We start from the raw sequence: 23307 nt of genomic DNA on the forward strand, positions 1-23307 counted from the left end.
ACGGCACCGCTAGTCAGAGAGTTGATCCTTGTCACATTTGTGAGCGTTATCGGGTTTATATTGGCCGCCTTTGCCACGATTCTTTTACGTGAGGAAGTCAGCAATGAAAATCCTGATAAAAGCGTTAGCAAAATCCGCAGGCAATAAATGGCAGGTACGTCTCGACCAGGACGCGTTCACCTTCCGCACCGAAGCCGAGGCCCGTGCCTTTGCCGACACCCTGCAAGCCCGTATCCAGGCGCCTCACCGCTTTCCGAACAGCCAGCAACGCTCCGCCGCTGGCTGACCCGCGCTTCAGGCCTGCGCCTGCAAGGCCCGTTTGCGTTGCAGGCGCTGGGTCGACATCGCAATCGTCACCGCCAATACACCGCACAAGCTGATGACCATTGCCATCGGCATCGCCGTGCCGTCGTGCAAGATCCCCACCAACGATGCCGCCCCCGCCGCCACGCCAAACTGGATGCAGCCGAGCAACGCCGAAGCGCTACCCGCCCGTGCCCCCTGCCCGCTCATGGCGCATGCCGAGGTGTTCGGCAAAATGCAACCCAGGCTGGCGATGCAGATAAACAACGGCACCAGCAATGGCCACAGCGCGTCGGTGCGCAAGGCAGCGATGCCAAGCAGCGTCAGCGCTGCCAGCAGGTAGACCCATACACTGCGCGACAGCAGAAACGCCGGGCCACGCTTGGACAGCAACCGCGCATTGACCTGCGCGACCAGAATAAAGCCAGCAGCATTGGAGCCGAACAGCCAGCCGTAATGCTCGGCAGGCACGCCATAGAGTTGGATAAAGACAAAAGGTGATCCGGCGATGTAGGCAAACATCCCGGCAATCGAGATACCGCCGGTCAGCGCGTAACCCAGGTAGACACGGTCTGACAACAATGCAGCGTAGCGGCGCAGCGAGCCGGACAACGGCTGGCGCGGCTGATGAGCCGGGAAGGTCTCCGGCAGCCCGACCGCCACGGCGACGGCCGCCATTACACTGAATATCGACAGTGCCAGGAAAATCGACTGCCAGCCCCACAGCCCCACCATCAACCCACCCGCCAGCGGGGCGAGGATCGGCGCCAGGCCGGTGACCAGCATCAGCTGGGAAAACACTTTGGCCGAGCCCACTGCGTCGCATTTGTCGCTGACCACCGCGCGAGAAATCACCATGCCCGCGCACCCACCCAGGGCCTGCACAAAGCGCGCGGCGATCAGCCACTCCAGCGATGGCGCGAAGGCACACGCAAAGGACGCCAAGGTGAACAACGTGACACCACTGAGCAACGGGCCGCGCCGACCAAAGCGGTCAGCCAGCGGGCCGTAGATCAGTTGGCCGATGGCCAGGCCACCGAAATACACCGCCAGGGTCAACTGGATGTGTTTTTCATCGGTCGCGAACGCCTTGGCCATCGCCGGGAAGCCCGGCAGGTAAAAATCGATCGCCAGCGGCGCGAAGGCGCTCAAGGCACCCAGAATCAGGATTATGCGGAGGTTCATCGGGCACCCAAGTGAGACGGCAGCCCGATAGTCTAGCCGCGCTTGAGCGCATTGAATACGATAGCTCGCTAACTATTTTACCGCGTCAGGCAAGCTTGGCGCTGTAGCCCTCTTCGGTGATCAGGCGGATGACTTGCTCGGCAGAAAGGCGGCTTTCGACGCCCACTTCCTTTGCCGCCAAGTCGACTTTCACACTGGCCGCCGGGTCCTGGCTCTGTACCGCCTGGGTCACCGCTCGAACGCAATGGCCGCAGGTCATTCCGTCAACACTGAATACTTGCATGACATGACTCCTTTGATGAGGTTGGACCCAGTCTCGACCTTGCCACGATGGCAAGGTCAAGTTCCTGGAATAGCTGCCGGGCTGGTAATCGTTGGCATCGTCGGCCAAGCTTCACCTCTCTTCGATTCACACCACGGAGCATTCGCCATGCGCTGGTCGTTCTTTGCCCTTCTCGGCCTGATGAGTTTGTCTGCCGCTGCACCGCCGGCTGTCGCCGCCGAAGACTATGCGGTGCTGATCATTTCCCGGGAACGCCTGGAAGTGCCGACCAACTGCGAAATCGGCCTGTACCTGAATGACCAGCTGGCAGGCCGGCTGTTCCAGGAACAAGCCACTTCGTTCAACCTGCCGGCGGGCAACCTGTCCTTGCGCCTGAAGCTGCTGCCGGGCCAGTCGCCAGGCTGCCTGCCGGGATTGCTGGCGCCGCCCGCGCAAAACATCACGCTCAAGGCCGGTGACGTGCGCAAATTGCGCATTGCCCAAGGCCCGGACGGCATGTACCTCAAACCCGCCGCCCTCGAATATTAAGTATCCACCCTGTAGGCGCCGGCAAGCCGATGCCTGCAATAAACAGGTGCTTGACCTTCCCCACAGGTCAAGGTTGATCCTAAGGGCGACTTCTCCTGGAGGACTGCCCCATGAATGGATCCACCACCTTTGACCTGCCCATCAGCGGCATGACCTGCGCCAGTTGTGCTGGCCGGGTCGAACGCGCGCTGGGCAAGGTGCCGGGGGTGCAAAGCGTCAGCGTCAACCTGGCCAACGAGCGCGCCCATGTTGAAGTGCTGGGCCAGATGGACCCCGGCGTGCTGATCGCCGCCGTCGACAAAGCGGGCTACACCGCTACCCTGCCCCAAAGCGAAACCACCACCGAGGCCAACCAGGCCCAGCGCCTGCACCGCGAGCGTTGGGCGCTGCTGCTGGCGATCCTGCTGGCATTGCCGCTGGTGCTGCCGATGCTGGTCGCCCCCTTCGGCCTGCACTGGATGCTGCCCGCCTGGGCTCAATTCGCGCTGGCCACACCGGTGCAGTTCATCTTCGGCGCACGCTTCTACATCGCCGCCTGGAAAGCCGTACGTGCCGGTGCCGGCAATATGGACCTGCTGGTAGCCATCGGCACCAGCGCCGGTTACGGCCTGAGTATCTATGAGTGGCTCACCGCTCACCCAGGCATGGCGCCGCACCTGTACTTCGAAGCCTCGGCGGTGGTGATTGCGCTGGTGCTGCTGGGCAAATACCTGGAGAGCCGCGCCAAGCGCCAGACCGCCAGCGCCATCCGCGCCCTGGAAGCCTTGCGACCTGAACGGGCGATTCGGGTCGTTGCAGGGCGTGAAGAAAATGTCGCCATCAATGCGTTGAAGCTGGGTGACCTGGTCATGGTCAAGCCTGGCGAGCGCTTCCCGGTGGACGGTGAGGTGGTGGACGGCCAGAGCCATGCCGACGAAGCCTTGATCAGCGGCGAAAGCCTGCCCGTACCAAAACAACCGGGCGACAAGGTCACCGGCGGCGCCATCAATGGCGAGGGCCGCCTGCTGGTTCGCACCCTGGCTCTCGGCGCAGAAAGCGTGTTGGCGCGGATCATCCGCCTGGTGGAAGACGCCCAGGCCGCCAAGGCTCCGATCCAGAAGCTGGTCGACAAAGTCAGCCAGGTCTTCGTGCCGGCCGTGCTGCTACTGGCGCTGATCACCCTGGTGGGCTGGTGGCTGTATGGTGCGTCCGTGGAGACCGCAATCATCAATGCCGTCGCCGTGCTGGTGATCGCCTGCCCCTGCGCCTTGGGCCTGGCCACGCCGACTGCGATCATGGCGGGCACGGGCGTTGCAGCGCGCCACGGTATCCTGATCAAGGACGCCGAGGCGCTGGAGCGTGCCCATGAAGTGAGCGCCGTGGTGTTCGACAAGACGGGCACCCTCACCTCCGGCACACCCAAAATTGCTCACCTGGCGGCAGTCGATGGCAACGAAGATGTACTGCTGCAACAAGCCGGCGCGCTGCAACGCGGCAGCGAACACCCATTGGCCAAGGCGGTGCTGAATACATGCCACGAAAAAGCACTGGCCGTAGCCGATGTGACGGCCAGCCAATCCCTGGCCGGGCGCGGCATTGCCGGCACGCTCAATGGGCAACCGCTGGCCCTGGGCAATCGTCGGCTGCTGGAAGAAAACGGCTTGAGCGCGGGCGACCTCGCCGACTCCGCCAACGCCTGGGAAGCCGAGGGTCGCACCTTGTCCTGGCTGATCGAGCAAGGTGCGCAACCGCGTGTGCTGGGGCTGTTCGCCTTTGGCGACACCCTCAAGCCCGGTGCGCTGGACGCCGTGCAGCAACTCAAGGCCCAGCACATCACCAGCCATTTGCTCACCGGCGATAATCGCGGCAGCGCCCGCGTGGTCGCGCAAGCCCTGGGCATCGACGATGTGCACGCCGAAGTGCTGCCCGCCGACAAAGCCGCCACCGTCGCCGAACTGAAAAAAACCGGTGTGGTGGCCATGGTCGGCGACGGTATCAACGACGCCCCGGCCCTGGCTGCTGCCGATATCGGCATCGCCATGGGCGGCGGTACCGATGTGGCCATGCACGCGGCCGGTATCACCCTGATGCGCGGCGACCCGCGCCTGGTGCCGGCGGCCCTGGAGATCAGCCGCAAGACCTACGCAAAAATCCGTCAGAACCTGTTCTGGGCCTTTGTGTATAACTTGATCGGCATTCCACTCGCGGCATTCGGCTTGCTCAACCCGGTGTTGGCTGGCGCGGCGATGGCCTTGTCCAGCGTCAGCGTGGTCAGCAACGCATTACTGTTGAAAACTTGGAAACCCAAGGACTTGGAGGATCAACGTCCATGAACATCGGCCAAGCCGCACGCCAGAGCGGGCTCAGCGCCAAGATGATTCGCTACTACGAATCCATCGGCCTGCTCAAAGCCGCCCACCGTACCGACAGCGGCTACCGCGTGTATGGCAGCGACGACTTGCACACCCTGGCGTTCATCAAACGCTCGCGGGACCTGGGGTTTTCATTGGAGGAAGTCGGCAAGCTGCTGACCCTCTGGCAGGATCGACAACGGGCCAGCGCCGACGTGAAAGCGTTGGCACGCCAGCATATCGATGCGCTCAACCAGAAGATTCTGGAGCTGGGGCAACTGCGCGATACGTTGCAGGACCTGGTGGAGCACTGCCAGGGCGATCATCGGCCGGACTGTCCGATACTCAAGGAATTGGCGTCCGGTCACTGTTGCACCTGATCGAACCTCGCTGGACAGGCAAACAACCCAATGTGGGAGCGGGCTTTTGTGGGAGCTGGCTTGCCGGCGATAGCATTACTTCGGTGTGACTGACATACCGAGGCGTCTGCATCGCAGGCAAGCCAGCTCCTACACTGGATTGCGTTATTGCATCCAAGGCGGCGGCGGTGGCTCGTCCGGCACCTTGCTCGGTGGCGCGTCGTCCGCCGCCCGAATCGCCTGGCGACGCTCTTCATCCAGCCGCGCCGCTTCGATCTCGCGGATCACACCGCCCACATCCGCCAGCTCTTCCGGCTCGTCGAACTCACCGGTCAACACGCTGGCCGGGTGCAAGGTGCCGGCTTCGTACAGGGCCCACATTTCCTTGGCGTACTTGGTCTTCTTCAACTCCGGGGCAAATCGCCCGAAATAGGAAGCCATGTTGCCCACATCCCGTTCGAGCATGCTGAACGCGTGGTTATTACCCGCCGCATCCACCGCCTGGGGCAGGTCGATGATCACCGGGCCCGTTGGCGTGAGCAGCACGTTGAACTCGGACAGGTCACCGTGCACCAGACCGGTACACAGCATCAGCACGATCTGGGAAATCAGGAAGGCGTGGTACTCACGCGCCTGGTCCGGCTCCAGCACCACGTCGTTCAGACGCGGCGCCGCATCGCCGTACTCGTCGGCCACCAGCTCCATCAGCAGCACGCCTTCAAGGAAGTCGAACGGCTGAGGCACACGAACGCCCGCACCGGCCAGGCGGAACAACGCCGCCACTTCGGCGTTCTGCCAGGCATCCTCGGTTTCTTTCTTGCCGAACTTGGAGCCTTTGGCCATGGCCCGGGCCTGCCGGCTGTTACGGACCTTACGGCCTTCCTGGTATTCGGACGCTTGACGAAAACTTCGTTTGTTCGCCTCCTTGTAAACCTTGGCGCAACGCAATTCGTTGCCGCAGCGCACCACATAAACAGCTGCTTCTTTACCACTCATGAGTGGGCGCAGCACTTCGTCGACCAGACCGTCTTCGATCAGGGGTTCAATGCGTTTAGGAGTCTTCATCAGCTTTTATTGTGGGTCCTTTATTACCAAATACGCTTATGGCACTCGTTATACGGCAATCGGCTCGCCGGTGGGAGAGGCTACCGACCTCTGACCACTCAAGAATGCATCCAATAGGCCAATTTTCGGCGCAATCATCGTTCAATGATCGCCGTAACACCCTGGCCGCCTGCGGCACAGATCGAAATCAGACCACGGCCCTTGCCCGCCGCATCCAGCAACTTGGCCAGATTGGCGACGATACGCCCCCCTGTGGCGGCGAACGGGTGCCCGGCGGCCAGGGAGCTGCCCTTCACATTGAGCCGGCTACGGTCGATCGACCCCAACGGTGCATCCAGCCCAAGGTGCGTCTTGCAGTAGTCCGCATCCTCCCACGCCTTGAGCGTGCACAAAACCTGGGCAGCGAACGCTTCGTGGATCTCGTAGTAATCGAAGTCCTGCAGCGCCAGACCATTCCTGGCCAGCAACCGCGGCACCGCGTAGACCGGCGCCATCAGCAGGCCTTCGGCGCCGTTGACGAAGTCCACCGCCGCCGCCTCGCCATCGCGCAAATACGCGAGGATCGGCAAGCCACGCGCCTGGGCCCATTCCTCACTGCCCAGCAGCACCAGCGACGCGCCATCCGTGAGGGGCGTGGAGTTGCCGGCGGTGAGCGTGCCCTTTTCGCTGCGCTCGAAGGCGGGCTTGAGCGCAGCGAGTTTTTCCAGGGTGAGGTCCGGGCGCAGGTTGTTGTCGCGGGTCAGGCCAAGGAACGGCATGAGCAAATCGTTGTGCCAGCCTTCGGCGTAGGCAGCGGCCATTTTCTGGTGGCTTTCCAGGGCCAACTGGTCCTGCTCCGCGCGGGGGATCTGCCAGGTCTGCGCCATTAATTCGCAGTGCTGGCCCATGGATAAACCCGTCCGTGGTTCGCCGTTGCGCGGCAGTTCCGGCTTGAGGTGATGGGGACGAAGTTGTAACAGGACTTTTAATTTATCCGCCATGGACTTGCTGCGGTTGGCTTGCAACAAGATCTTGCGCAGGCCTTCATTCACGCCGATAGGTGCATCGGACGTGGTGTCCACCCCGCCAGCAATCCCGCATTCGATCTGCCCCAGGGCGATTTTGTTAGCCACCAGCAACGCCGCTTCCAGGCCGGTGCCACACGCCTGCTGAATGTCATAGGCGGGGGTTTGCGGGGACAAGCGCGAGCCCAGCACGCATTCGCGGGTGAGGTTGAAGTCGCGGGAATGCTTGAGCACCGCACCGGCAGCCACTTCGCCGATGCGCAGGCCGTGCAGGTTGTAGCGTTCGATCAGGCCTTCCAGGGCGGCGGTCAGCATCGCCTGGTTGCTCGCCGTGGCATAGGGGCCATTGGAGCGGGCGAATGGAATGCGGTTACCGCCAATGATCGCTACACGGCGCAATTGAGTCATGGAAAGCTCCCTGATGGTTGTGGGTGGAATCACCAAGCCTAGCCTAGGCTCAATCGAACGACTGCCACCCCGGGGTGGTCAACCCTTTGAACCCCAGCCTTCGGAGAGCGTTCCATGTCTGACCGTTATATCGACTTCGCCAACTCAAGCCTCGGCCATCGCCTGGTCGCCGCCATTGGCCTGCCGTCACCGGTACGCCTGGAACGCTGGCAAGCCGGGCGCCTGCGTCCGGTGGAAGGTGCGTTGCTGCTGGGCGGCGGTGCGCTGGCAACTCAGGTACAGGCGTTTGCCAACCGGCTCACCGACGCCATCTACACCTACGGCGCCGAGACGTCGACCTGGATTCCCGGCCACGGCCCCAAACTCAAGGCGGTGGTGTTCGACGCCAGCGATTTGCAACACACGGATCAACTCAAGCAGCTGCGCGAATTCTTCCAGCCATTACTGAAAAACCTGGATAACAGCGCGCACCTGGTAATCCTCGGGCGGGCGCCAGAAAGCCTCAGCGATCCTTTCGCCGCCAGCGCCCAGCGCGCCCTGGAGGGTTTCAGCCGCTCGCTGGCCAAAGAGCTGCGCAATGGCGGCGTGCTGCAACTGCTCTACGTCGGCGACGGTGCCGAAGCTCAGTTAGAGGGGGCCCTGCGCTTCTTCCTGTCACCAAAGAGCGCGTATATCTCCGGCCAGGTGATTCGCCTGGAAGCCTGCGCCACGCCGGTCGAAGACTGGACCCGGCCCCTCGCCGGACGCAAGGCACTGGTTACCGGCGCCGCCCGAGGCATTGGTGCATCCATCGCCGAAACCCTGGCCCGCGATGGCGCCGAGGTGATCCTGCTCGACGTGCCCCAGGCCAAGGCCGACCTCGAAGCCCTGGCGGCGCGCCTGGGAGCACGCACCGTCACACTGGATATCTGCGCTGAGGACGCCGCCAGCCAATTGATCGAGCACCTGCCCGATGGCCTCGACATCCTGGTGCACAACGCCGGCATCACCCGTGACAAGACCCTGGCAAACATGACCCCTGAATACTGGGACGCGGTACTGGCGGTCAACCTCAATGCGCCCCAAGTCCTGACCAAGGCGCTGCTCGACAGCGGTTCTTTGCACGACAACGCGCGCGTGGTGTTGCTGGCGTCCATCAGCGGCATCGCCGGTAACCGTGGGCAAACCAACTATGCGGCGAGCAAGGCGGGGTTGATCGGCCTGGCACAGGCCTGGGCGCCGCTGCTCAAGGAGCGCGGCATCACCATCAACGCCGTGGCGCCGGGTTTTATCGAAACCCAAATGACCGCGCATATTCCGTTCGCCTTGCGTGAAGCCGGGCGACGCATGAGTTCGCTGGGCCAGGGCGGCCTGCCACAGGACGTCGCCGAAGCGGTGGCGTGGCTGGGTCAACCGGGTTCCGGTGCGGTCAGCGGGCAAGCGCTGCGCGTGTGTGGGCAAAGTCTCCTGGGAGCATAGACATGCAATGGAAGACACTGGGCAATACGCCGTTTCTGCCGCCGCTGTATTGGCGCGCCGCACTCAAGCGCAAGATCACCGGCAGCACCCTGCCTGAGCAGGGACTGCGCTGCCGGGTGAGCATCAACCCCACGCAGGTGGCCGCGTACCGCAAGGTTTGTGGTTTTGCCGACAGCCCGATCCTGCCGGCGACTTATCCGCATGTCTTGGCGTTCGGCCTGCAGATGCAGCTGCTCACCGATAAAGGCTTTCCTTTCCCGCTGCTGGGGTTGATTCACCTGAGCAACCGAATCCGCATCCACCGCCCGATGGGGGGTGTGAGCCAACTGTCCGTCGGTGTCTGCGCGCAAAACCTCAAGCCTCACCCCAAGGGCGCGACCTTCGACCTCATCACCACCGTCGAAGATGCCCTCGGCCTGCTGTGGGAAGCCGAGAGCCGCATGCTGTGCCGGGGCGTGAAACTGGACGGTGAGGCAGAAGATACCGCCCAACCCTCCCCCACCCAGGTCAGCGAATTGTCCCGCTGGCAGGCTCCCGCCGACATCGGCCGCCGTTATGCACGGGTTTCTGGCGACTACAACCCGATCCACCTCAGCGCCCTGACCGCCAAGCTGTTTGGCTTCCCCCAAGCCATCGCCCACGGCCTGTGGAACAAGGCACACACCCTCGCCGCACTTGGCGAACACTTGCCCGCCGCCAATATAGAGATACACGTCGAGTTCAGGAAACCCGTACGCCTGCCCAGTGAAGTGACCTTACTGGCCAGCGCCGCCGGCTCCAGCGGTGAGTTGTGCTTGAAAGGCGCAGGCGATATTGAACACATGGTAGGCAAGTGGCAGCCGATCGCCTGAAAAAACCGATTAATTGTATATATACAACCTAAGTGATAGCGGACTTTTTAACGTCCGCTTTTTTTATTCAACTATTTGATTTTAAACAGATATACATCTTGATACATCCTCACACCACACCCTTGGTATTAGTTACTTAAACGGTACATCCGCACGATATATAAATCGTTAATACCAAGTTGAGCATTGAGAGAACGCACCGCCGGGGCTGTTATAGCCACACGGACAAACGTATCGCTATCCCTAGAAATAGTGAGCGTTTGAAGACAACTAAGGTTGTACAGGTGCAGGGAACTCAATCATGAAAACTCACGTCGTGTTTTGGAAAGCAAGTACCGCGCTGGCCCTGGCAGTAGCATTGGCACTCGGCGGCTGCAGCAGCGGTGGTGGTGGGCATAAGAGTGGTGGTTCTTCCTCAAGCGCTGGCGCTGGTGGCGGCGGCACGGGCGGTGGCGGTACCGACCCTGGCACCCCAGGGGGAACTGCAACGCCACTGGTCACCGCGACCGTGGTCGACACCGTTGGCGATACCGTGACAGGCCTCGGCGGCACCGTCAGGAGCCTGGGCACCACCCTCGGCAGCCTGCCGATTGTTGGCGCAACCGCTGGCGGCCTGGTGACCGCCACCGGCAACGCGGTCGGCAGCATCGGCACTGGTCTGTCTGATGGCCTGGGTACGCTGGGTACCGACAGCAATGCCTTGGGCAAAACCGTCGCTGGCGTGGCCAACGGGGTTTCTGACCTGGGCGACGGCGTGACCGTTACCGGTACTAACGTCGCCACCCTGTTGGGCAAAGTGCCTGTGGTCAGCGGCGCTGCACCGCTGGTGGGCAATACCGTCGGCAAGGTCGGCAATGCCGTGACCATGCTGGGCGACACCCTGAGCACTGCCAGCACCACCGGTCCGCTGGGTTCGGTCACTAATACCGTCGGCGCAAAAGTCCTGGTGCCTGTGGTATCCCTGGTGGAAAAAACCACCGGTAAAGTCGGCACCGCGACAGGCCTGGACTCACCGGTAGGCGGCTTGCTGAAAAAAGTCGGCGATACCGTCGACGGCCTGGGCGATAAAGTGGCCGACACCGGCGGCACCGGCAACCCTGTGACCGGCGCGTTGGGCAATGTGCTCAATGGTGTGGGCACCGCGGCCGGCAAGGCCAGTGGCTACGTCGACCCGGATGCGGATAACAGTGGTGGCGGCAACGGCGGTGGTACAGGCGGTAGCAGCGGCAATCTGAACCTGGCCGAACTCATTGGTGGCGTGATCGCCGGTGCTGGCAGCGGCCTGGATGCAGGCAGCACCAACGGCGTGGTCAGCGCAGCTGGGGTGACCGGTGTCAAAGCGGGCACCACCGTGGCCGCACTCGGAGGCGGCACGCCAAGCACCCAGACAAGCGTTCCCGTTGCAGGGTTGACCGGCCCAATCGGCAACGCACTCAACCCCGTTACCAGCGGCGTACAGAGCCTGACTCAAAACATCGGCGGCGCCACCGGCCTGGGTGCTCCGGTCAATGGCCTGGTAACCAATGTCGGCAGCGCCGTCAGCAACCTGGGCGGCAAAATCAGCGGCACCAACGCCAACCCGGTCACCAACGCCCTGGGCGGTACCGTGAGTGCAGTGGGCGGCACGGTGGCGTCGATCGGTGGCCTGGTCACCGGCGGCACCAACACCGGTGGCGGCTTGCTCGGTGGTGGCCTGAACCTGGGTGTCGGTGCAGGCGCCGGGGCTTCTGCGGGGGCGAGCGGCAGCGCAAATGGTGGTCTTCTGGGCGGGCTGTTGGGTGGCCTGGGCGGCAAAAAATAGAATTGCACCTGGCCGATTAGACGGCCTCACCTACAGCGCCTACGCTTGGTTGAGACGAGAGACCCCATTAAGTCTCTCGTCTTTTTTATGGATCAATGATCGATCCCTGAAAACACCCGAACCGCGCCCCCAGAGCCCGGCGGGAATCTGCGAATGCTGCTGCAGTTATGACCATGGAGTGTCCTATGCGCGCCTTGACGCCGATGTTAATGCTCACCCTCAGTGCTTACGCTCACGCCGATACCCTACCCAGCTTCCTCAATAGCAACGACACCATCCGCAACCTGCCCGTGCCCAACCTGCCCGCCGACGCCTATCGGCCGGCTGCCACGCCAACCCAGGTGCCGACGCCGGCGCCCACCGCCGGGCAGCCGTTGCTGATGGACACCAAAGTGACCATCCGCAAACTGCAGATCGACGGCGGCACGGTCTACCCGCTCAAGGAAGTCGCCCAGGTATTCGAGCCGCTGATTGGCCATGAAACCAACCTGGCGCAACTGATCGAAGCCACGCGCAGCATCACCCGACGCTACCAGGAAGACGGCTACCTGCTGTCCTACGCTTTCCTGCCGGAACAACGTTTCGAGGACGGCCTGGTGCAAGTGGTGTTGGTAGAAGGCTACATCCGTGATTACCAACTGCAAGGCGATATCGGCGCGGTCTCGTCCTACGTCGACAAACTGGCGGAAAAACTCAAGGCCGAGCGCCCGCTCACACGCAAGACCTTCGAGCGCTACACCACACTGATGAGTGCCATTCCAGGCGTGACCTTGCAGGCCCAGGTGCCACCGCCAAGCACCACCGATGGCGGCACCCACATGCAAATCAGTGCCAGCCGCAAGCCCTTCACCACCAGCATGAGCCTCAACGAGGCCAGCCGTGGCGGTACCCAGGCATTGTTGACTGGCACCAGTAATTCATGGACGTCCATGGGTGAACAACTGAGCGTCAGCGGCCTGTTTCCGCCTGGCGAAGACAAAGAGCACTACTACCGCGCGGCCTATAGCCAGTTCATCAACGCCGAGGGCACCCAGCTTGCACTCTCGGGGGAACGCTACCGCGCCGATCCAAGCACCAGCCTGCAATTGGGCGACGGCCTGGAACTCAAGCCGCACCAGCAGATCGACCGTTACTCCATTGGCATCAGCCACCCCTTCATCGCCTCGCCCAGCGAGTCGCTCAGCCTGGGTACGCGCCTCTACGCCGTCGACCAGACCAACCGTTACAAACTGGAGGGTTTCCCCCAACGGTTTGAACTGGAAACCAACCTGCGCGCCCTGGCCTTCGAAGGGGACTGGCGCAAGGCTGACACCACCCAACTACGCATCATCAGCGGCGGTGTGTACCAAGGCATCAATGGCATGGGCGCCAAGACCCATACGGATTTCGGTGGCCTCAAACCCGACCTCGACTTCTTCCGCCTGCGCTTGTCTGGCGTGCAGAGCAACAAGCTGTTCGATAACTGGCAAGGCGTGCTGTCTGGCGCGCTCTACTGGAGCAACGACGACCTGCCTGACAGCGAACGCGCTACCTTCGGCGGGCAAAGTTTCGGCCGCGGCTATCCCGATGACCAAGGCACGGGCGACAAGGGCTGGGGCGTGGCCTACGAGGTCAACTACAGCTACAACCGCGCCGGTGATTGGGTAAGGATCCTGCAACCCTATGTGGTGTTCGACCGCGCCAAGACCTGGTTCAACGACCTGCCAGTCAAGGGTAACGACATGTCATCGGCAGCGCTGGGGCTGCGCTTCGGCGACGCCAAGTACTACAACATCGCGCTGGAAGTCGCCAAGCCGATGTCGGACGTGGCGCTGGACAGCTTCGATCGACGGCCGCGGTATTCGTTGAGTTTCAGTTATCAGCTGTAACCTTCGGCAGGAGCCGGCTTCCCGGCGATGGCGATTTTATCGACGCCATCGCCGCAAGGACGATTCGACAAGCCTGACGCCTAGGGCCTGGCTTTAGGGAGAGGAAACAGATTGTTCAACGTATCGATCAACCGCACCAGGTAGATCGGCTTACGGAACAGATCCAGCACCTGTAGGCGCAGCATGTCGCTGACGTCGTCCATTTCTGCATGACCGGACATCACAATCACCGGCAGGTGAGAACGTGAGGTGTGCTCGCGCAGGCGCTTGATCAAAGAGATGCCACTTTCCTCAGGCATGCGCAGGTCGGTAATGACCAGGGCGATGTCGGGGTGAAGTGTCAATTCTTGCAGGGCGAAGGTGACGGAGTTGGCGGTAAAACAGACAAACCCCTCGTTCCCGAGGGATTCGGCGAGTTCAATCAGGGCGTCCTCTTCGTCGTCCACCAAAAGAATTTGTTGGCGGGAAAGCGATGAGGCGCTCATGGCTGTACCTGGTCTTGAAGAACGTCAATGAGGGTTTTCCACATTTACAAGCAGACTATCAAGTCGTCATCTTGGTCGCGACGCTATCAAAAATGGACTTGATCTTAGTTCCAAGCCCAGAACCAGCGCCCACGATCACCAGTGCAACCATCGCCACGATAATCGCGTATTCAATACCTGAAGCACCGTCTTTGCGTTGAAAGAATAGTTGAGTGTGGACATACAGTTTCAACATCAGGTCAATGAACATAAGACTTCTCCAAAAAACGCTACCGGAAGCCGGAACGGCTCTAGTACCAGATGATCGCGGCTTGCTACTAGAGCATTGTCAACAAACCCCACCCTCACAACTGTAATAACGGATTAATCACAAAGTATTAGTCACAACGTTGACGCCACAAAACCGCACGCTAAACAGCTGCTGCTCTAGTTCAGATAAATTTTTCCCACGGTAATGGCATTTCGTCCTAGCTGAGCTACCTTCAAATAGCGAAATCGTTAGATGTTCATCACAGCCAGGTTGCGGATTAACCCGTTTGGATTAAACGGGCGCGCAGTGCAACGGGATAGGGAGAGCCGTCATGAACAGTCGTATCAGCATGGTCCTGGCCGGGTTGCTGCTGATCGGGGCGCTGATCGCCGGGTACTGGGGGCTGGTCTTGAGCCGCGCGCCGGAGCCTGTCGCCGCCCCCGCTGCACCTGTCGTTTCCGTGGAAAATACCGTCGCTACCGTCGAAGACCAGACCCGCCAACCCGTAGTGGTCCTGGTGCACGACGTGCCTGCCCTTATCCCGCTGACCGCCGCTGACCTGGCCGTGGAAAAACTGCGCACCGTGCCCGCTGGCAGCCTGACTCAGCTTGACCAAGCCATCGGCCGCACGCCACTGCGCACCCTCGGTGCCGGCACCTGGCTCACCGAAGAAAGCTTCACCGGCGGCGGCCCGCTCGCCCGCATGATTCGCCCCGACGAACGCGCCCTGGCCGTGGCCGTGGATGAGGTGATCGGCGCCGCAGGCCAACTCAGCCCAGGCGATTACGTGGATGTGCTGTTGTTCCTGCGTCAGGACACCAGCAATGCCGAGCCATCGGCCCAGATCGTGCTGCCCGCCATGCGCCTGCTCAGCGTCGGCGACCAATTGGGCCTGGCCAACGATGGCCGGCCGGCTGTCCCACCGCCGGCCACGGCCGAAGAGCGCGCCCAGGCCGCCCAACGTCGGGCGAGCGCACGCACCGTCGTGCTGGCCGTGCCGGAGCCTCTATTAAGCCGCCTGATGCTCGCGGCGCAAGCGGGTGTGTTGCGCCTGGCCGTACGCAGCGCCGAAGAGCAACTGCTCAGTCGCTACTTGGCCGGTGAAAGCGATGCGCCGGAAAAACTGGAAAGTGCCAACCGCGACCTCTACCAATTTACTCAACTGGCCCTGACCGGCCCGCCCAAACGAGTCGCCGCAGCGGGTGGTCAGCCTGGTGTACGCCGTGGTGTTGAAGTGATTCGCGGCGCCCAATCGGCGCCACAAACTCCGTGACCGAGCAAGGATGCCTTGAATGAGCCATCGCTACGCACCCCTGTTCACGCAACTGGCCTGGGCCCTGATGCTGTCGAGCCTGCCGGTCGGCATGGCGCTGGCGGCGCCGGGCAACTGCAGCGCGCTCGGCCAGTTGCCCGCCGTCGTTGAAGTGGGAGAAGGCCTGCAACAGGAGCTGCAATCGCCGGTAGCTATCACGCGCCTGGCCATCGGCGATCCGAAAATCGCCGATGTGCGGGTCAACGGCGACCGTAATTTCCTGCTGACCGGTGTCGCGTCCGGCGCCACCAGCCTGATGGTCTGGACCGCCTGCGCCAGCGCGCCGCGCCAGAGCATGGTGTTCGTCAAGGGCAAGGCCACCTCGGCACTGACCAGCCTGTCGCTGTCGCCGTCGGAAGATCCACTGCTGCCCAGCCAGGTGCAGACCGATATCCGTTTTGTGGAAGTCAGCCGCACCAAGCTCAAGGAAGCCAGCACCACGATTCTCGGTACCGCCAAGAACGCCTTTTTCGGCAGCCCTAATTTGCTGTTCCCCACGCCCACCACCCAGGCGCTGCAGATCAGCAGCAGCAACTTCAATATCGGTTTTGGCGGCGGGCGGGTCTCGGCCATGATCAACGCCCTGGAGCGCAGTGGCTTCGCCTACACCCTGGCACGCCCGAGCCTGGTGGCGATGAGCGGCCAGAGTGCCTCCTTCCTGGCCGGCGGCGAGGTGCCGGTGCCGGTGCCCAGCGCCGGCAGCGATACCATCTCCATCGAGTACAAGGAGTTCGGCATCCGCCTGACCCTGACCCCCACGGTGATCGACCGTAACCGCATCACCCTCAAGGTGGCGCCGGAAGTCAGCGAGTTGGACTACAGCAACGCCGTGCAGATCCAAGGCATTCAAGTGCCGGCGCTGACCGTACGCCGCACCGACACCAGCGTGTCCCTGGCCGATGGCGAAAGCTTCGTGATCAGCGGCCTGATCAGCACCAACAACCGCTCCACCATCAGCAAGTTTCCCGGGCTGGGCGACATCCCGATCCTCGGCGCGTTTTTCCGCGACTCCACTATCAGCCGCGAGGAAAAAGAACTGTTGATGATCGTTACGCCGCACCTGGTGCAGCCGTTGGCCGCCAACGCCCAACTGCCCTCCTTGCCCGGCGAAAAACTGCGCAACTACGACCCGAACTGGTACCGCCTGTTCTTCCTGGAAAACGGCAACTTTGACCGTCGCAGTGGACTTTCCCAATGAGCGATAGCCTAAGCCAGACCTTCCTCGCCATCACCCGCAACACCACTGACCTGGAGTGGCTGCAGGGTGCACTCGCGCCCCTGGGCCAAGTCGTGAGCGCCGGCACCGGCAGCCTGGACGAACTGCTGGCACTGGTCGACGTGACCTTTGCCAACCTGGTGTTTGTCGGCCTGGACCGGGAAAACGTGGTGGCCCAGAGCGCGCTGATCGAAGGCGCCCTGGAAGCCAAGCCGATGCTCGCGGTGGTGGCTCTCGGCGATGGCATGGACAACCAGCTTGTCCTGAACGCCATGCGTGCCGGTGCCCGCGACTTCGTTGCCTACGGCTCGCGCTCCAGTGAAGTGGCAGGGCTGGTGCGGCGCCTGAGCAAGCGCCTGCCGACGGTCACGCCCAATGCCCAGCTGGGTGGCCTGACCGTCTTGTTTGGTACCCAGAGCAACGCGGATGGGGCGATGCTGGCTACCCACCTGGCGCTGGTGGTACAGCGGAGCGGCCAGCAGACACTGCTCCTCGACCTGGGCCTGCCGCGCAGCGACAGCCTGGCGCTGCTGGGCCTGGAAAGCACGTTCAATTTCGGTGATGCCTTGCGGCATTTGCGCCGCCTCGACACGACCTTGATCAACAGTGCCTTCACCACCGCCCTGGATGGCCTGCGCATCCTGGCGTACGCCACCGGCGACGAACCGCTCAAGCTCACCAGCGCTGCCGAGTTGTTCATGTTGCTCAGTGCCCTGCGCCAACACTTCCAGCACATCGTCGTGAATATTACCGGGCAGCCGGACAGCGAAGCACTGCGCACCTTTGTCAGCCACTGCGACAAGCTGCTGTGGTGCACCGACCAGAGCGTGCTGGACTGCCGCCGCAACCTGGCGGTCATCAACCGCTGGCGTGAAAAAGGCATGAAGCTCGATCACGCCAAGCTGGTGGTGGACCGCTACATCAAGGCCTGTGCACCCGACACCGAGGCCCTGGAAAAAAGCTTCGGCCTCGAATGCATCGCCGTACTGCCCCTGAGCGCCGAGTTGCGCCTGAATGTAAAAAACCAGGGCCAGACCCTGTTTGCCCTGGCCCCACGAGAACCCTTGACCCAAGCCGTGCGTACCCTGGGCGAACGCCTGGCAAAACGCTCCGAGGGCCTTGCAAAACCCTCCATGCGCTGGTTTGAGCGCTTCCTGGGGTCGGGACGATGAGCGGCGAAAAACTGTTTGGCGGCCCGGCGCGCAGTGCCAGTGGCAACAGCGATCACGACGGCCTGAAACTGGTGCTGCACCGCTACATCATCGACGCCATCGAGGAGTCGGGTAAAAACCTGCTCGAAGGCACGCGCCAATCCCTGGCCCAGTTTGTCATCGACAAGGTCTCGGAATACATCACGCGCATGCGCTTGGCGATCTCCCGCTACGAGATGGAGCGCCTGGCCGAAGAGATCGTCGACGAACTCACCGGCTTCGGTCCCCTGGAAGTGCTGCTGCGCGACCCCTCGGTGACCGAGATCCTGGTCAACGGACCGCACCGGGTATTTATCGAACGTGACGGCCTGCTGCACCAGAGCGACCTGCGTTTCATCGACGACCACCATGTCGAACGCGTGATGCAACGTATCCTCGCGCCATTGGGCCGACGCCTGGATGAGTCCTCGCCGATGGTGGACGCGCGCCTGCCCGACGGTAGCCGGGTCAACGCGATTATCCCGCCGATTGCCCTGGACGGGCCGTGCCTGTCGATTCGGAAATTTCGCAAGGACATGCTCAAGAGCAGTGACCTGGTGGCCATGCAGACCATCGACCAGAGCATTTTCGAATTCTTCCAGGAGGCCGTGGGCAAGCGCTGCAACATCCTGATCAGCGGCGGTACCGGCACCGGCAAGACCACGCTGCTGAATATCCTCAGCCAGTTGATCAACCCGCACGAGCGCCTGGTAACTATCGAGGATGTGGCCGAACTGCAACTGGGCCACCCCCACGTCGTGCGCCTGGAAACCCGCCCGCCGAATGCCGAAGGCCACGGCGAGGTCAGGTCCAGCGACCTGATCCGCAATGCCCTGCGGATGCGCCCGGACCGCATCATCCTCGGGGAGATCCGTGGCGTGGAAGTGCTCGACGTGATGACGGCAATGAACACCGGCCACGACGGTTCCATGAGCACCGTGCACGCCAACAATGCCCAGGATGCCTTGCTGCGCCTGGAAACCCTGGTGGGCCTGACCGGCCGCGTGGTCGCGGAGAAAACCCTGCGCCAGATGATCTGCGCCGCACTGGACGTGATTATCCAGTTGACGCGAATGCCCGATGGCCGGCGCTGCGTCAGCGAAGTGGTCGAAGTGGTCGGCGTGCGCGATGACGTGTATGTCACCAATACGCTCTTCCGGCTGGACCGGCGCACCGGGTTCGGCTTCCTGCGCGAGGCCCTCAACCCAGCCGGCGACAAGCTGCGCCGCGAATCGACGTTGCAGTCTTAGGGGGTGCTTGATGACCGGACCGGTGTTGTTGCTCATCTGCCTGCTGCTGATCGGCCTGTCGTTCTGGCAGTTTCATCATGGCCTGCGCAAGGCCCGGACGGACCGTGTGCTGGAGCGGCTCGGTGACGGCCAGCCCGAGACCCAGGAACCCAACACCACGTGGACGGGCCTGGAGCGCATGTTCCAACGCGCCGGGCTGGGCAAACCCACGGACCGCCTGGGCCTGTGGCTAAGCGCCTGGGTGATCGGCGCGTTGCTCGGCTGGCTACTCGCCGACGGGCTGGGCTTGATGACGATGATCATAGGACCGCCCCTGGTACTGCGCGTGTACATCAGCTGGCGTTACCAACGTCGCGTACAGCGCATGGTCGAGCAGCTGCCGCAACTGCTGGACCACAGTGTACGTAGCCTCAAGTCCGGCAGAACCTTGGCAGATGCGGTTCTGGGAGGTGTCGAGGGTGTCGAGAACCCACTCAAGGACGCCATGGCCCGCGTGCAGCGCAACGTACGCATGGGGGTCAGCCTGCCGGACTCAGTCAACGACTTTGCGGAATTCTACGAACAGGATGAATTCCGCCTGTTCGCCCTGGGGCTGAAGGTCAATCACCGTTACGGCGGCAACGCCAGCGAGCTGCTGGAAAATTTGATCAAGATGATTCGCGAGCGCGAACAGGGTGCCCGTCAACTCAAGGCCATGACTGGCGAAACACGCATGACCGCCTACGTGCTGGGTGGGCTGCCGGTGCTGATCGTGGGCTATTTCATGCTGGTCAATCCGAGCTACTTGATGACCATGTGGAATGACGGCACGGGGCGCATCATGCTGTTCAGCGCGCTGGCGATGGACCTGGGTGGCACCTTCGTGATGTGGCGCATGCTGAGGAGTGTCTGAAATGGCACTTCTGGCCTGCGCGCTGTTGTTGCTTGCCGCTGCGGTAATGGTGGGGGGCCAGTTGCTCGAGAACCGCCGGCGCGAGCGCAGGGTGGCTGAGCGCTTGCAAGGGCGAATGGGCAGCGACGACCGACTCGGCACGCTCATGCGCCAACTCGGGAGTAGCGCCCTGGCACAGCGCTCGGTCAGCCTGGACAACGAGTCCCAGACCCTGCTCAACCGGGTTGGCTGGCGCAAGGCAAGTCAACGCTCACTGTTTGCGGCCTTCCAGATCGGTACGCCCATCGTGCTACTGGGCCTGACCCTCCTCAGCCAGCAGATACTTTTTCCTCACGCGGACCCCGCATGGATCGCGCCGATGTTTGCCTTGGGCATTGGCTACCTGCTGCCCAAACGCGTGCTGGCCGCTGCCGCCAAACATCGCCAGCAAGCCATTGCCAAGGAAATCTCGACGTTCATTCCGCTGCTGCGCATCCTGTTCGAGTCGGGGATGGCGGTCGAGCAGTCGCTGCGCGTGCTGGGCAATGAAGCCCAGCGTTTACTCCCCAACCTCACGCATGAACTGCGCCTGATCCTGGCGCGGGTCGATTCCGGGCTGGAGTTGAGCGAAGAACTGGGCAAGACCGCGCGATTGCTGGAAGTGGATGAATTCACCGACACCTGCATCATCCTGCAGCAATTGATCCACCAGGGCGGCGGCGCGATGAAGTCCCTGCTGGCCCTCAAGCAACTGCTGGACGACCGACGCCTGACCCGCTTGCAGGAATACATCTCGAAGATGTCGGCCAAAATGTCGGTGGTGATGATGGTGTTTCTATTCCCTGCTTTGCTGATCGTGCTCGGCGGCCCGGCCTTCATCGGCATCGCCCGCGCGTTGAGTCACTTTTAAGGAGTCATTGATGAAAGCACTGATCGCCGGTATGGCCCTGCTGATGCTCGGCGGCTGCGCCACCAATGGCCAATCACCGTGGGCGGCGTTGACCACGCCCGGCAGTTGCGCCAAGCCGAGTTCGGAACAGGAGTTGGCGCTCAACCTGTCCGATGACCTCGCCAGCGAAGGCAAGCTGCACGCCAGCCTGGCCAACCTGCAAAACCTGCCCGAGGCCTTGCCCCAGGTACGCCAGCGCAAGGCCCGTAACTATCGCCTGCTCGGGCGCAGCGAGGCCGAGCCGTTGTACCGCAGCCTGCTCGGCACCTGCATGACCGCCGAAGGCGAGCACGGCCTGGGGCAACTGGCGGCGGCCAGGGGCGACAACGGTGAGGCCGTGGCGCATATGCAACGGGCAGCGCAACTGGCGCCCACCGACGAAAAGATCCGCAATGACCTGGGCGTGGTGTACCTCAACCAACTGCGCATGGAGGACGCGCGCTTTGAATTCATGACCGCCATCGAGCTCAAGCAAAGCGACCCCTTGGCCGCCGTCAACCTGGTGACCTTGCTGATCTATCAGGAAGACTGGGGGCAAGCGGCGAAGGTGGTCAGCCAATTGGGCCTGAGCCCAGAACAAGTCACCGATGCCCAGGCTCGCGCGAAGAAGCTCAAAGGAACCCGTGTGGCGGCTCGCAAAGTCGCGGCGGTCCGCGATGCCCTGCCGATGACCATCAAGTGAGGAGTGATCGATGAAAGCACATTACCTTGTCGGCCTGGCGTTGCTGCCGCTGAGCGCACTGGCCATCGAACCCGGCCCGTCGTCCCCGCAGCAGGCGGAAACGGAAAACTGGCTGGCCGTGCAGGTCGATGGGCGTGTCGCTTCGCCCACGCCGCAAAGGACCACCCCCGCGGAACGGGAGCAGGCCTTGCAGCGTTGGCTGGACACTCACAAGCACCCGATTCCGGAGTTTTTTGAATCACAATCCGGTGGGTCGTCCAACGGCGGTAAAAGTCAATAGTGCCTGGTGCTTCAGTGCGCCGTCATCCGCTGGCGCATCGCGACGTTGTTCGGCGACAAGGCCAGTGCCAGTTGGGTACGGTTATGCATATGCGTCAGGCGCAATACCTGGGACACGTACAGCTTGACCGTGTTTTCCGTGATCCCCAGCTCACAGGCGATCTGGTAGTTGGTCTGGCCCTTGCCCACCAAGCGCGCAACGTCCAGCTGGCGGGGTGACAGTTGGTTGAAGATGGTCGGGATTTCCACCGGACCGGCTTCTTCGGTGGCCAGCTCGCCCTCATCCGCTGACCCAGTACTCGGGCTGCGACGTACTTTGTCGAGGTCCTGGTACAGGTCATTGATGGATTCGGAGAGGTACTGCAGCTTCTGGTTCAGGTGCCCCAGTTGCAGCTCTTTTTGCCGCTCCTCCAATGCCGCTTCCTGGCGTTGCAGGCCTTCGAGCAATTCATCGAGGTTGATCGGCTTCTGGTAGTAATCCGAGATCCCCGCACGCAGGGCCTTGATCACGTCCTGTTTGTCGGCACGCCCGGTCAGCATGATCGCCTCGAACGCCCGTTGCTTGCCAGCCACTTTCTGCATGGCTTGCACCAGCTCGATGCCGTCCATGTCCGGCATATGCAGGTCGCACAGCACCAGGCCGATCTCGGCGTCCTCACTGAAACGCTGCAAGGCGTGCCGGCTGGACTCACAAGGGACGCAGCGGTAACCACTGCCTTCAAGAAATTCGCAGAGCTCTTCCACGATCAACGGCTGATCGTCGACCACGAGCACTTTCACCGCCGAGGTAAGCTTGTTCACGCGCTACTCCATGCCTGGCAAGCCAAAAGATTGACCTATCCCTTTTGACGAAGAATCCTATAGATCTACCCAATAAACGTAGACGTACTTTCAGACTATGTACATAGCGATAGCGACCTGCTGCGACTAATGGATCCAAAACCAGTACAGCGCGAACCCTGTCAATACAAACGGCGCAAAAGGCTGCTTTGTTGACACCCCCGTCTCCGACCGTTGTCGGCGCACGCTAAGCCTTTGACTGACAAGCACCCAGGCGCCCTGGAACACCGCGGCACCGATCAGCGACCACAACAAAACGTCCAGCGAACTGGCCAGGGCCAGGGCAGCCAGCAGCTTGACGTCCCCCGCGCCAAAGCGGCCCAGCGCATAGCCGGGCAAGGTCAGCAGCAGTGCCACGGCAAAGGCCCATCCCCCTTCGCTGGCGGGCGCTCCCAGCCAGGTAGTGCCCATCCACAGCAGGTAGATCAGCGCCAGCAGGGCCGCCCCCAGGGTCAAGCTGTTGGCGATCTGCCGCTGACGCCCATCCTGCACCGCACAGAGCCCCAGCCAGAGCAGCATTGCCACGCTATGGATCACGTA

General features: G+C 62.3%; 24 protein-coding genes. 16 read left to right on the forward strand and 8 right to left on the reverse strand.

Going from position 1 to position 23307, the window contains the following annotated elements; translation table 11 throughout:
- Positions 1–103 precede the first annotated feature (103 nt).
- Positions 104–286, forward strand: a complete 183-nt coding sequence (locus CQ002_RS11590) for a hypothetical protein (RefSeq protein WP_010213424.1) — start codon at positions 104–106, stop codon at positions 284–286.
- An 8-nt stretch (positions 287–294) separates the two neighbouring features.
- Here CQ002_RS11590 and CQ002_RS11595 read toward each other — a convergent pair whose 3' ends face one another.
- Both CQ002_RS11595 and CQ002_RS11600 read right to left on the reverse strand, forming a co-directional pair.
- Positions 295–1488 (reverse strand): Bcr/CflA family multidrug efflux MFS transporter, encoded by a 1194-nt coding sequence (locus tag CQ002_RS11595; protein WP_034103174.1) that lies wholly within the window; start codon positions 1486–1488, stop codon positions 295–297.
- A gap of 85 nt (positions 1489–1573) precedes the next feature.
- A complete protein-coding gene (locus tag CQ002_RS11600; protein ID WP_034103176.1) occupies positions 1574–1771 on the reverse strand; it encodes a heavy-metal-associated domain-containing protein in 198 nt (65 codons plus the stop codon).
- 147 nt (positions 1772–1918) lie between these two features.
- On the opposite strand from CQ002_RS11600, the gene CQ002_RS11605 reads away from it, so the two are divergent.
- The 3 genes from CQ002_RS11605 (at position 1919) to cueR (ending at position 5009) form a co-directional block, all read left to right on the forward strand.
- Complete coding sequence (locus CQ002_RS11605) at positions 1919–2299, forward strand: hypothetical protein (RefSeq protein WP_034103178.1); 381 nt, start codon at positions 1919–1921, stop codon at positions 2297–2299.
- A gap of 110 nt (positions 2300–2409) precedes the next feature.
- A complete protein-coding gene (locus tag CQ002_RS11610; RefSeq protein WP_105161601.1) occupies positions 2410–4611 on the forward strand; it encodes a cation-translocating P-type ATPase in 2202 nt (733 codons plus the stop codon).
- Positions 4608–5009, forward strand: a complete 402-nt coding sequence (gene cueR / locus CQ002_RS11615) for a Cu(I)-responsive transcriptional regulator (protein ID WP_034103183.1) — start codon at positions 4608–4610, stop codon at positions 5007–5009. Before CQ002_RS11610 ends, cueR begins: the two co-directional genes overlap by 4 nt.
- 144 nt (positions 5010–5153) lie before the next feature.
- On the opposite strand, the gene CQ002_RS11625 is transcribed toward cueR, so the two are convergent.
- Both CQ002_RS11625 and CQ002_RS11630 read right to left on the reverse strand, forming a co-directional pair.
- The gene (locus CQ002_RS11625; RefSeq protein ID WP_014716761.1) at positions 5154–6053 is read right to left on the reverse strand and encodes a PA4780 family RIO1-like protein kinase; all 900 of its coding nucleotides are present in this window, start codon (positions 6051–6053) and stop codon (positions 5154–5156) included.
- A 134-nt stretch (positions 6054–6187) separates the two neighbouring features.
- Positions 6188–7465, reverse strand: a complete 1278-nt coding sequence (locus CQ002_RS11630; protein WP_105161599.1) for an acetyl-CoA C-acetyltransferase — start codon at positions 7463–7465, stop codon at positions 6188–6190.
- Between the two features lie 114 nt (positions 7466–7579).
- Between CQ002_RS11630 and CQ002_RS11635 the strand changes: the two genes are divergently transcribed.
- The 4 genes from CQ002_RS11635 to CQ002_RS11650 all read left to right on the forward strand — a co-directional run bounded on the left by CQ002_RS11635 (position 7580) and on the right by CQ002_RS11650 (position 13443).
- Entirely contained in the window at positions 7580–8923 is a 1344-nt protein-coding gene (locus tag CQ002_RS11635) for a 3-oxoacyl-ACP reductase (RefSeq protein WP_105161598.1), read from the forward strand.
- Between the two features lie 2 nt (positions 8924–8925).
- Entirely contained in the window at positions 8926–9774 is an 849-nt protein-coding gene (locus CQ002_RS11640) for a MaoC family dehydratase (protein WP_105161597.1), read from the forward strand.
- Between the two features lie 301 nt (positions 9775–10075).
- Entirely contained in the window at positions 10076–11575 is a 1500-nt protein-coding gene (locus CQ002_RS11645; protein ID WP_105161596.1) for a collagen-like triple helix repeat-containing protein, read from the forward strand.
- Between the two features lie 185 nt (positions 11576–11760).
- Positions 11761–13443 (forward strand): ShlB/FhaC/HecB family hemolysin secretion/activation protein, encoded by a 1683-nt coding sequence (locus CQ002_RS11650; RefSeq protein ID WP_098465699.1) that lies wholly within the window; start codon positions 11761–11763, stop codon positions 13441–13443.
- 80 nt (positions 13444–13523) lie between these two features.
- On the opposite strand, the gene CQ002_RS11655 is transcribed toward CQ002_RS11650, so the two are convergent.
- Together CQ002_RS11655 and CQ002_RS11660 are read right to left on the reverse strand one after the other, a co-directional pair.
- Entirely contained in the window at positions 13524–13928 is a 405-nt protein-coding gene (locus tag CQ002_RS11655; RefSeq protein ID WP_034103195.1) for a response regulator, read from the reverse strand.
- A gap of 58 nt (positions 13929–13986) precedes the next feature.
- On the reverse strand, positions 13987–14178 hold the full coding sequence (locus tag CQ002_RS11660) for a Flp family type IVb pilin (protein ID WP_034103197.1): 192 nt from the start codon (positions 14176–14178) through the stop codon (positions 13987–13989).
- Between the two features lie 331 nt (positions 14179–14509).
- Here CQ002_RS11660 and cpaB point away from each other — a divergent pair, with 331 nt between their 5' ends.
- Genes cpaB through CQ002_RS11700 form a run of 8 tightly spaced genes read left to right on the forward strand, consistent with a single transcriptional unit; the run spans position 14510 to position 21928 of the window.
- Positions 14510–15451 carry a Flp pilus assembly protein CpaB gene (gene cpaB, locus CQ002_RS11665; RefSeq protein ID WP_105161595.1) on the forward strand — a complete coding sequence of 314 codons (942 nt, stop codon included), beginning with the start codon at positions 14510–14512 and terminating at the stop codon, positions 15449–15451.
- A gap of 19 nt (positions 15452–15470) precedes the next feature.
- Complete coding sequence (locus CQ002_RS11670) at positions 15471–16688, forward strand: type II and III secretion system protein family protein (RefSeq protein ID WP_034103200.1); 1218 nt, start codon at positions 15471–15473, stop codon at positions 16686–16688.
- Entirely contained in the window at positions 16685–17878 is a 1194-nt protein-coding gene (locus CQ002_RS11675) for a pilus assembly protein (protein WP_034103201.1), read from the forward strand. The genes CQ002_RS11670 and CQ002_RS11675 overlap by 4 nt, the downstream gene beginning before the upstream one ends.
- Positions 17875–19146 (forward strand): CpaF family protein, encoded by a 1272-nt coding sequence (locus CQ002_RS11680; RefSeq protein WP_034103202.1) that lies wholly within the window; start codon positions 17875–17877, stop codon positions 19144–19146. Before CQ002_RS11675 ends, CQ002_RS11680 begins: the two co-directional genes overlap by 4 nt.
- A gap of 10 nt (positions 19147–19156) precedes the next feature.
- Positions 19157–20038 (forward strand): type II secretion system F family protein, encoded by an 882-nt coding sequence (locus tag CQ002_RS11685; RefSeq protein WP_105161594.1) that lies wholly within the window; start codon positions 19157–19159, stop codon positions 20036–20038.
- Between the two features lies 1 nt (position 20039).
- Entirely contained in the window at positions 20040–20927 is an 888-nt protein-coding gene (locus tag CQ002_RS11690) for a type II secretion system F family protein (protein WP_034103204.1), read from the forward strand.
- Between the two features lie 10 nt (positions 20928–20937).
- Positions 20938–21648 (forward strand): tetratricopeptide repeat protein, encoded by a 711-nt coding sequence (locus CQ002_RS11695; RefSeq protein ID WP_105161593.1) that lies wholly within the window; start codon positions 20938–20940, stop codon positions 21646–21648.
- A 10-nt stretch (positions 21649–21658) separates the two neighbouring features.
- Positions 21659–21928, forward strand: coding sequence for a DUF3613 domain-containing protein (locus tag CQ002_RS11700; protein WP_034103208.1), 270 nt, complete (start codon positions 21659–21661; stop codon positions 21926–21928).
- Positions 21929–21939: 11 nt separating this feature from the next.
- On the opposite strand, the gene CQ002_RS11705 is transcribed toward CQ002_RS11700, so the two are convergent.
- A complete protein-coding gene (locus CQ002_RS11705; protein ID WP_034103210.1) occupies positions 21940–22728 on the reverse strand; it encodes a response regulator transcription factor in 789 nt (262 codons plus the stop codon).
- 126 nt (positions 22729–22854) lie between these two features.
- Positions 22855–23304, reverse strand: coding sequence for a prepilin peptidase (locus CQ002_RS11710; RefSeq protein ID WP_069021436.1), 450 nt, complete (start codon positions 23302–23304; stop codon positions 22855–22857).
- Positions 23305–23307 lie beyond the last annotated feature (3 nt).

It is taken from the genome of Pseudomonas sp. MYb13, from assembly GCF_002980075.1.
GTDB lineage: Bacteria > Pseudomonadota > Gammaproteobacteria > Pseudomonadales > Pseudomonadaceae > Aquipseudomonas > Aquipseudomonas lurida.